Origin of the sequence: Haladaptatus sp. W1 (genome assembly GCF_001723155.1) — an archaeon.
GTDB classification, from domain to species: Archaea; Halobacteriota; Halobacteria; order Halobacteriales; family Haladaptataceae; genus Haladaptatus; species Haladaptatus paucihalophilus.
Window position 1 is genome coordinate 35,855 of the sequence record NZ_MEIH01000385.1, and the last position, 10,040, is coordinate 45,894.

The window sequence follows — 10,040 nt, forward strand, 5'->3', positions numbered from 1 at the left end:
AGAGTCGAAGGGATTACTGTTCACGATGCCCCACCGGGATTCCGACTACACGCCATTATCACCGATGGCAACGGAAGCGCTCACACATCTGCGTACTCGCTTCGGTTCGGGTGAGTCGTTCACCTACGAGCAAGCAGGTCGAGTGCTTCGAGCGCATGATATCGAGAGCGTACTCGTCGACGACCTGCTCGAAACGCTGTTGCTTCGAGGGTATCTCTACGAAGTCGGCGACAACTTGCGTATTACGGACTAGCTCGCGGGGTGATATTTTGCCGTCTCTTCGGTTCCGGTTTTAGACTTCGGTTGGGGTTCTCAGCGATTATTACCAGTCCACCATTTGAGATGGTAAAACTACCCTCTTCGAGCAGTTAGACTTCGACATAGGTAGTTTTTTATCCGTAGTCTCGTTGCCTTTTGATATGCCAGACGATGACATGGGGACACCGGACGACGCTCTCTCGGATAGCTCCGAGGGAACCGCGGCCGACCCACCGACGGCCGACGGCTCCGGTCAAAAAACGATTCGTGAGCTCCTCGAGGAGGACTCCGGTAAATCGGTTTTCGTGAACCGGAACCTCGTCGAACCGGATACCATCATCGACGAAGAACGCATCGTCGGCCGTGACGACCAACTCCAAGCGGTCGTCGCCTATCTCAAACCGGCCTTGCGTGATGAGCGCCCCCCCAATATGCTTCTCTACGGCCCCTCCGGTACCGGGAAGTCCCTCATCGTCAATGCCGTCTGCGGACAAATCGTCGAGCTCTGTGAATCACAGGATATCAATTTCGGTGTTATCAGTCTCAACTGCCAGCCGATCACCACCCTCGACCGTGCGGTCTACAAACTCGTCGAAACGGTCGCGAAAGACGTGGGCGTCAAAACCGGCGTTCCGGCAACCGGCGTCTCCACCGAACAGAAGTACGAACGACTCTACGACCTTATCAACACGTACTACGATTCGGTCATCTTCATCCTCGACGAAATCGACCTCCTCGTCGGTCGAGAAGACGAGCCCGCGTATTCGAAACTGCTCTATCAACTGTCGCGCGCGGGGAAGACGGACACCATTCACGGGACGGTGTCCGTCGCCGCCCTGACGAACGACCCCAAGTTCATGGAGAACGTCGACGGGCGCTCGGAGAGTTCGTTCAACCCCGAAGACATCCCCTTTTCAGACTACGACGCGAACCAGCTTCGAGAAATCCTCGAACACCGTCGCGACGCCTTCCGAGCCGGGGCCCTCAGTGACGATGTTATTCCGTTGGTTGCGGCATTCGCCGCCCAAAGTCACGGTGATGCCCGCAAAGGAATCGACCTCTTCCGGAAAGCCGGCGACCTCGCCGACCGACAAAACGACGACATGGTCACGGAATCGCACGTCCGAGACTCACAGGACGAAGTTGATAAAGATCGCATGCTGACCCAAATCGAAGGGCTCTCCACGCAAAAGAAAATCTCACTCTATGCAACGGCGGCCGTCGCGGTACATACGGCCCACGCCACGACGTCCGTCCCGAGTCCCGTCGGGTATCAAGTCTACAAGTGGATCACGGAGCTGTTGGACGCCGACCAGATGACGCGCGAAACGTACATCAAGTACGTCAAAGAGCTCAACACGTACGGAATCGTTGACGCCGAGCGGAAAAGCCGTGGCCGGGGTCAGGGAATGCACATGGAGTTTTCTTTTTCGGATAATCCCCAACCAATTCTCGATCTGCTTGCGGAAGATTCCCGACTTTCGGCGATAGCCGACGAAACGGACCACCTCAAGACCATCGCGCAAACGAAGATGCAGAGATTCAAGAGTTCGTGAACGACGGATAGCAGACGATTACAAACCCCTGTGTCGAAGTGTAACTGCCAGCAGCAGTCGGTGACAATCTCGGAATCGTTCGTTACCACCCCGTGTTCGAAGTGTATCGTTTTCCACGCCAACGGGAATCTCGAAGAGTGAATAAACCCGAAATCAGCAGATAGGTGCCGGTTCTCGGCCCAACTCACCCCGTCGCCGAAGTGTAACGATGGACGAAAAGACCCCGTTATCGAAGTGTAACGGACTGCGACGTCGAGACGCCACTGCAATTCTCGCCCCACCACACCGCTTACCCCGTTATCGAAGTGTAAATTGGAGAAGAAACCGACAGCAAGCATCGACTTACTGGTCGTTGCCAACCCCGTTATCGAAGTGTAACTCAACACCCTCCCAGTGGTTGTGATACATCGTGTTCTTGCTTTCAACGGTCATTGTCGGTATGGAGAAGACACGTTCGAACACCCACCCCGTTGTCGAAGTGTAACAGCCGATTCGTGAACGAGATACGCCGGGAAACCACAATCGACGGCTGCAACGTGTTGCCCACAGGTTCTCCCAGGCACGTTTCGAAGAACGGTCCGACGAACAGTTGTATACCGCCCACTGATGAGGATGTCGATGAGGTGACGTCACCCCCACCCCGTTATCGAAGTGTAATTCTCGTTTGGAGAGGTGGGGGTGACAATACGCTTCTCTCGTTGCTCTAGAACCCTCTCCAAACTCATTTTAACTACTATGGATTACAGTTTGCGGATATTGTTTTGACCCTATTAACTTAAATCTTTCCTTTTTAATATACTATGTCGAATATGATGTTTTTCGGCTTTAGAACCACTCAGTACCCGTCTTAGAACTCATCTTGAAATCCATCTGTCTCCAATACGTCCACAGCACCGTCTTTTCCTCTTTCTCATCCCCCCTCTCGTTCCCAACACCTCCCCCCCATCACTCGTCCGTTTACACTTCGATAACGGGGGGAGGGGGTTGCGGCCGAACTCGGATGGATTTCGACAGGCCAGCAGGCCAGCGGATTCCACGCGTAACGTCCCAAGAAAGCGTGTCGCTTTGGGCGTGAGCGTCGATGGCCTCGACGAGAACTCGGCTTTCACCGCTCGGTTTAACCAACAACGCAACGAGTCTGCCATCCGTGTTGGTTAAACACTCGTCAAACACACGCCAAACACCCGTCATCCATTCATCCACGACCTACTCGCCACCGACTCCACCGCAAGACCTTCCGACTGATTTCGCCGAAACGCTCGACAAATACTCATCCGAACTGCTCCGATATGTCGCCAGATACGCCACGGAGTTGGCCGAGTATCGAGAGCGCGAACGACGACTGGCCGAGCGAGAAGAGGAACATGCTCAGGAGCGACCTGATGACCTCCCCGACGATGTGCCTTCCAGAGCTACGATTACGGTGAAAGAGATCAACGACAATCGCTACTACTACTGGCAGTGGCGCGAGGGCGACAAAATCAAATTCAAATACAAAGGATCGGTCGAATTCGATGCGTAAAACCAGGAGTAGCAGCGGTGAGTAGCAGCGGTTGCTGTTGAGGGAAATCGTGCTGTTGGGAAAATCGAGATCGATAAGACTTCAATTTAGCCACCCACGAACTTCTTCCCCCTTTTTTAACAGTGACCATTCGGCCGATGCGTCAGGATATCCCTGTAGAGGTTTTCTCCGGGGTACCTCCTCGGGTGCACCGTGTTGCGAAGACCGTGTTGCGAAGATGGTGTTACTGCACACTGTCCAGCTGACCTCTCTGGTGTAGATTCACGAGGTACCCTCTCTACCTATTGCAACTATTGATATTTAGCTACCTATTCCTTTTTGCTGTCCTGTTTTGAGACTCGACCGACCGTTTGAACGAGTTCGACCGATACACGTTCACTGATACCGTGTTCACTGATATCTCGTCCACTCACCTCCGTTACAATAGATCAGCCTGAATTACAATAGGTGCCTCAGGTACCTTTGCTACGATTCCTGTACTACCTATTCTCGCTTAGCCATCTATCTTTGCTAACTTCGGTGGCTAATCTCTTCCGTTCGTATTCAACAGTCGGGCACCGATGGTGGCTCCAATAGGTGACTCAGCTACAGTACCTGCCTTCTCTAAGTTACCTATTGTAGTTCAACCATCTACTTGCGGCAAGTTTATGTCTCTGTGGCGAGACGGCTATCTCAACCGCCGAAGTAAGCAAATACCATACAATAGGTGCCTGGTGTAAATGATGCACCTATTAAAAACGACATTCCGGCGGCCGGGGAACACAATGGTAGCTAACGTAGACACTCCACGCGCTGTGAGCGTAGTCATCTTGAAAGGCGGCGTCGGCAAATCAACGATTTCGATGAATCTCGCACGCCAACTGACAGAACGTGGTCGAGTGTTGTTTGCCGATCTCGATCCAAACGGCCACGCGACCAACGGTCTCGGCTTCGGTGATGTCTACCGAGGTGAGACCAACCTCGGCGATGTCATCCTCGACCACGGCAATGCGACCGCCGCCGACCTCGTTCAGGAGACCGATTTCGGTTTCGACCTCCTTCCGTCCTCGGATTCGCTCGAAGATGTCGAAAAAGACCTTGCAGGTGCGCTTCAGGGGTCTGCACGGGTTAAAACGAAAATCGTCGACCCGCTTCTCGGGGAGCGATACGACTACATCGTGTTCGACTGCCCGGCCTATCCCGGAATGCTCAACAACAACGCACTGGTCGCATCCGGAAACGTAATGATCCCCCTCGAACCGGGGTCCAGCTCCATCGGTGGGTACAAACGGACGATGGAGCGGCTTATCACTCCCTCGCGGGAGTACATCGATATCGACGTTCTTGCGCTCGTCCCGAACAAACTCCGCGAGCGAATCGACCAGCGAACTGAAGACCGCGAACTTCTCGAAAACCTGAATACGGCCGAGGCGACGGAAGGGAAAGTTCCAAACTTTGCGCGAATCACGGCCGATGAGTTCGAGGCGATCGACGAGGGTGAGATGCAGCCGCCGAAACCCGGTATCCGATACAGTGCATCGCTTTCGAAGTCGCTGAAAGAACACCAACCGCTCCTGGATTACGACCCCGAAAACAGCCAACTTGAGAACTTCGAGGAACTGGCCTCCATCGTCGTCAACGGGGGTGTCGAGCGATGACTGACGCGAATCCCTTCGACGATTTGGGTGCCGTCGAAAGCGATGAGACCGATCAGGGGGCTGGTCAGGGGACATCCGAGTCCTCCCACGAACCCTCCGTGCAATCAGAAATCGATGCTCCTACCGAGGAGAACTACCCAGAGGCGACGCAGGCACGGTCCACGAACGAGTCGGCGACGGAGATGTCCGGGCCCGCGTTCGAATATTCGGAGGTTCGACAACGACCACTGTACGCGCGAGGCGATACGTGGGACGAATTCGAAGATGCAGTCGGGATTACGGTCGTCCCGGAACTTCGACGGCGAGGAATCCGAGATGAGGAAAAGCGTGAAATTCACGATGCCGTCCTGACGCTCGCAGCGGAAGAACCCGAGCGTCTCGTCGAAATCATCGCCGAGCGAAGACATCGGTCGTAGACGGGGATTACCGTCCGAAAGCGCATATTCGAGTCTTCTCCGTACAGCCTCACCCACAACGACCGTTCGATACGGTCCGAATCGAGCGACCGTGGCAAATCTCGTGCGGTTCGTCATCGATTCAGCGTCGTTTGAGCGCGTCGTTGAGAGGTGCCGAAAATAGATGTTACAGTCCCAGGTAGTAGACGCGCATCGCCAAAACTAACGAGCTAGCGAGAACGACAACAGGTTTTATATCGATATTCGCTATATCGATGTTCGGTGAGTAGAAGTTCACAGTTTCGAAGGATGAGACAGAACGGGCCTAATTTCGCGGTTTCCCGGATGATTCGAGTGACATTTTAACCGACTCAGGGGAATTATCTAATCACTGATTTCATTTGCTCGCGCCAGGGGAGCTTTTTGAGGGAGGTACCTTGATGTCTTCATTCAACCGAAAACATAAGATAGCTCAGGCACTCGTAATTGAGATTGCCACCCGGTCACTCCCAAAGTAGTACAAACAAGATTCCCAGGAGACTGTATGCAATGACATACATCGTTGCAAAGACAACGCCATGAGAGAACGCCCAGTAACTCCAAAATCCAACGACGGCCGAGATACCGAATGTAAGATACTTATGTCGTCTACTTGGGAAATATCCTCGGTATTGCCGTTGTTCGTGTAGCGACATTATACTATGTTTGCTTATCTACACACTTTTAGCTTATTGCTTGAACAGACGTAATGATACATCTTTAGGACACGGATACATGCCGTCAATTTAGTTCGATTTCTACCGGTCACTGCATTACCGGATATTCTACGAACGGTGGTATTGAGTGATTTTCCGCCGTATCTATGGATATCGACGTTTTCACGCTGGCGACTACAGTCTTTGGTCGTACCGATGTGGTTCGAGAGACGCGTTACGCCTCTCGTCATCACGAGAAGCCGTCTCGCACGACTTCGAATTAATTCGTCGTGTGGTAACAAAGTTGAATCCCACTCTACCACGTCTGAGCCTATGTGTCGTCTGACGCTGATAGTGCTACCCAGTGGGCTGAAAACTCTACCGTGGACGGGAATGCGGTATTCTGGGCTGAAACGCCGGTTGCACATCGGTGGGAAGGCCGCTTTGATACGGCTCCACGCGCGCTGGAACGTACAGTTCGTGGTCATGATTGGACGGTGATCGGTGAGAGAGGACGTGAAAGCATTTTTCACGCCCAAGGAAACGCGCGAGCTTACTAGCCACTTCGTGGATTCCCACGCGTCAAAAGACGCGAGAGCATATCAATTCTGTGCGGTCGTACATCGAGAACCTCGCACTTGAGTAGCCATCACCTATGTGTGCGTTGCTCACGACCGCACGATATGGCACGTATCGCCGTTACGGGTGCATCCGGCAACGTCGGAGCGGAAGTTATCGAGGCCTTCGATGACCACGACCTCACGCTCATCACGCACAGCGAGCGGGACGACATGGAGAGCATTCCGCTCGACGTGACGAACAGGGACGCGTTTATCGACGCCCTCTCCGACGAGGATGTGCTAATTCACCTCGCGGCGAACCCGTCCCCGTACGCCGACTGGGACGACCTCCACAGGGTGAATATCGAGGGAACGTACAACGCGTACGAGGCGGCGGTCGAAAACGGGCTCGACCGCGTGGTCTACGCGAGTTCGAATCACGCCGTCAACGGGAACGAAACCGTCGCCCCCGACGAGCCGGAAACCCTGCGGGAGGAGACACCGGCCGTCTCCCACGACGCTCGACCGCACCCCGACTCGTGGTACGGCGTGACGAAGGGTCCAGCGAGGCCATCGGCGCTCGATTCGCCAGTCAGAGCGGCATCGAAGCGGTAAACCTCCGCATCGGGTGGTTGATGTCGCGCGACGACCTTCGGGAAACCCAAGAAAACCCCGACACGTCGTACCCGGAGGCGTACGCTCGGTTCGCCCGTGCGATGTGGCTGAGCCCCCGCGACTGTCACGACGCGTTGCGGTCCGCCGCGCTCGCCGACCTGCCAACGAACCCGCTCACGGCTCACGCCATCTCCCGAAACGACGACCGCTGTCTCTCGCTCACCCACACCCTTCGAGCGATAGGCTACCGGCCACGGGATAACTCGACGGAGGTCCTCGACGAGGACGGGACACGATAGTTCGATCTTCGCCGTCATCGAAGTCTAGCCGCCGTCCAAGTCCTCCATTCATCCAAGTCCGCCATCGTTCACCTCGCTGCCGTTGTTCGTATCGCTCACGAAGACGAGTGGGCCGATACCGCTCAGTCGCGGGTCACCGACCCGCTTCCGTACGGGTCGACGACGGTTTCGGCCGAATCGAACGCGGATCTACCGTCCTCCGCTTGTACGATGTATATCGCGCTGTTGATGAAGCCGATGTGGCTGAACGCCTGCGGGAAGTTTCCCAGCAGTTCCCCCCGTTCGACGTCGACCTGCTCGGCGAGCAGCCCCACCGAACTCGAACAGTTCCGGACGTTCTCGAATATCTCCTCGGCCCTGTCCACCCGACCTTCGCGGGCGAGCACCGAGATGAGCCAGAACGAACAGAGGAGAAACGTCCCTTCCTCGCCGATACGCAAATGAGCTGGCTCAAAGACGCGCTCTCGGAATCCGAGGCGACGTGGAAAATCATCGCGGCGGACATGCCGATTGGACTCGTGGTCACTGACGGTGATAAGTATGAAGCCGCCGCAAACGCAGACAGTGGGATACCGAAGGGAAGAGAGATCGAAATCAAGGAATTACTCTCATTCATGCAGTCGGAAAATATCCAGAATGTAGTCTGGGTAACGGCGGACGTTCACTACACCGCTGCCCACCACTACCACCCGAAGCGAGCGTCGTTCTCCGAGTTCGATCCATTCTGGGAGTTCGTCTCCGGACCGCTTCACGCCGGGACGTTCGGACCGAACGAACTCGATGACACCTTCGGACCGACGGTCGTCTTCGAGAAGAGTCCGCCAGAGGGTGAAGCGAACCTCCCACCAAGTGACGGGTTTCAATTCTTCGGACAGGTCGACGTCGATGGTCAGTCGGACGTCTTGACGGTAACTCTCAAAGATATGAACAACGATTCACTGTATACGAAGGAGCTTACTCCCGTCAACTGCTGATCGACGGCGCCAGCAGGACCACCGATGATGCAGGTAATCGACGGTATCCCAACGACTTCTGTGACGTATCTGGAGAAGTCATTACGGCGATTCAGTCCAGATAGGGGGACACGTTTGAGATCGACGACTAACTATCGCTATTCAGCTTCGTAATCAGTGAGTCGAAGCTTCCCCTCGACTTCATAGAGATGTCCCTTCATGTAGAGCCGCTCAACGATGTCCTCAGCAGCAGGCCGCTCAATATCTTTTTCGTCCTTCAGAATCGCATACGCTTGCTCGTACGTAAGTTCTCTCTCGTCCGGGAGTGCGGTCGCGAGCGCATCGAGTGCTTCTTGGGCGAGTGGGGAGAGTGGTGACGTCCCATTCGAGACCATTCGTACTACCAAATTCGAGGACGCGATAGGTAAATCCTCGGACAGAGTTCAATCGTGACGCTATTTGGGTAGTTGTCGTGAGGGGAACAAGCGGACGACAGGGGAGAACGGGCAGGGACGAGCAAAAGAACCCACATTATCTGTTGGGATACGCTGACCGCGTTCCGAAGCGTTACGCTTCGTACACACCTCTCTTTGAAGAGCACTGCCCTCGTCTTGGAGACGAACGACAGGCGGAGCAGAGTGAGATGGTTCACCTCTCCCAGTCCCGGCCGACCACCGGAATGGTGTCTTCGACTTTCGTCCCACCAGTGCGAAAACGAAAACTCCCGGCGACGTCTCAAAGCCCCGATTTGAGGATGAGGTTCTTGCCGAGGAGGAGGTCCAATGTGAGCGGGACGGCCACGGTGATGAGCATCAGCACCGTCGCCATCGCGTTGATCATCGGCGTGATACTGGTGCGAACCATCGTGTAAATCTCGATGGGCGCGGTCGAGGTCGCCGGTTGGACCCAGAACTGGGTCGCCGTGAACTCGCCGAAACTGATGACGAACGCGAGGAGCATTCCCGCGGCGAGTCCCGGCGCGATGAGTGGCAGGGTCACCTCGAAGAAGGTCTCCAGTTCGTTCGCGCCGAGCGTCATCGCGGCCTCCTCGACCGACTGGTCGAATCCGTAGAGTTGGGCTCTGACGGTGACGAAAATGTAGGGTAACACGAGCGTCGTGTGGCCCGCGATGAGGAACAGATAGTTCTTCTGGAACCCCATCTTCGTGAGGAAGGCCGTCAGCGCCACGCCGATGACGACCGGGCTGATTATCATCGGCAGGAAGAGCACGCTCGATAGGATGTTCTTCTTGGGGAACGACCGTCGGACGAAGCCGAGGGCGGTTATGGTGCCGACGATGCCCGCACACACCGACGCGCCGAGCGCGACGATGAAACTGTTCTTGAGCGCCGTGAGCATCCGGTCGCTGTTGAGGAACGTCTCGTACCATTTGAGACTGAATCCCTCTGGTGGGAACGTCGGAAACTTCGACGGTTGGAACGAGATGATGACCACCGCGAGGAGCGGGAACAAGAGGAACAGGTACACTAACCCGGTCGTCCCTTGATTGCGTTCCATCCGAGTTCGTCGCGGGTGCTCATTCGGAACCA

The 10,040-nt window shown here is 55.2% G+C and carries 8 protein-coding genes and 2 pseudogenes; 7 read left to right on the top strand and 3 right to left on the bottom strand.

Annotated features, from left to right (window positions below; all coding sequences use genetic code 11):
• Window positions 1-25 precede the first annotated feature (25 nt).
• The 6 genes and pseudogenes from BG842_RS23960 (at window position 26) to BG842_RS33335 (ending at window position 7,537) form a co-directional block, all read left to right on the top strand.
• The gene (locus tag BG842_RS23960) at window positions 26-253 is read left to right on the top strand and encodes a hypothetical protein (protein WP_139136254.1); all 228 of its coding nucleotides are present in this window, start codon (window positions 26-28) and stop codon (window positions 251-253) included.
• 181 nt (window positions 254-434) lie between these two features.
• Complete coding sequence (locus BG842_RS23965) at window positions 435-1,814, top strand: orc1/cdc6 family replication initiation protein (protein WP_069452771.1); 1,380 nt, start codon at window positions 435-437, stop codon at window positions 1,812-1,814.
• Window positions 1,815-2,961: 1,147 nt separating this feature from the next.
• On the top strand, window positions 2,962-3,336 hold the full coding sequence (locus tag BG842_RS23970; RefSeq protein WP_254663443.1) for a hypothetical protein: 375 nt from the start codon (window positions 2,962-2,964) through the stop codon (window positions 3,334-3,336).
• A 764-nt stretch (window positions 3,337-4,100) separates the two neighbouring features.
• Window positions 4,101-4,973: a ParA family protein gene (locus BG842_RS23975; RefSeq protein ID WP_069452772.1), complete on the top strand. Its 873-nt coding sequence runs from the start codon at window positions 4,101-4,103 to the stop codon at window positions 4,971-4,973.
• On the top strand, window positions 4,970-5,389 hold the full coding sequence (locus BG842_RS23980; RefSeq protein WP_069452773.1) for a hypothetical protein: 420 nt from the start codon (window positions 4,970-4,972) through the stop codon (window positions 5,387-5,389). The genes BG842_RS23975 and BG842_RS23980 overlap by 4 nt, the downstream gene beginning before the upstream one ends.
• A gap of 1,357 nt (window positions 5,390-6,746) precedes the next feature.
• Window positions 6,747-7,537 (top strand): annotated as a pseudogene (locus BG842_RS33335) (NAD-dependent epimerase/dehydratase family protein).
• A 122-nt stretch (window positions 7,538-7,659) separates the two neighbouring features.
• Here the strand turns inward: BG842_RS33335 and BG842_RS29365 are convergent.
• Complete coding sequence (locus tag BG842_RS29365) at window positions 7,660-7,971, bottom strand: glycoside hydrolase family 15 protein (RefSeq protein WP_394327500.1); 312 nt, start codon at window positions 7,969-7,971, stop codon at window positions 7,660-7,662.
• 3 nt (window positions 7,972-7,974) lie between these two features.
• Between BG842_RS29365 and BG842_RS23990 the strand changes: the two are divergent.
• Window positions 7,975-8,511, top strand: a pseudogene (locus BG842_RS23990) (alkaline phosphatase D family protein); the annotation flags it as partial.
• 137 nt (window positions 8,512-8,648) lie between these two features.
• On the opposite strand, the gene BG842_RS23995 reads toward BG842_RS23990, so the two are convergent.
• Both BG842_RS23995 and BG842_RS24000 read right to left on the bottom strand, forming a co-directional pair.
• Entirely contained in the window at window positions 8,649-8,885 is a 237-nt protein-coding gene (locus BG842_RS23995; RefSeq protein WP_069452774.1) for a hypothetical protein, read from the bottom strand.
• 340 nt (window positions 8,886-9,225) lie between these two features.
• A complete protein-coding gene (locus BG842_RS24000; protein ID WP_069452775.1) occupies window positions 9,226-10,008 on the bottom strand; it encodes an ABC transporter permease in 783 nt (260 codons plus the stop codon).
• Window positions 10,009-10,040 lie beyond the last annotated feature (32 nt).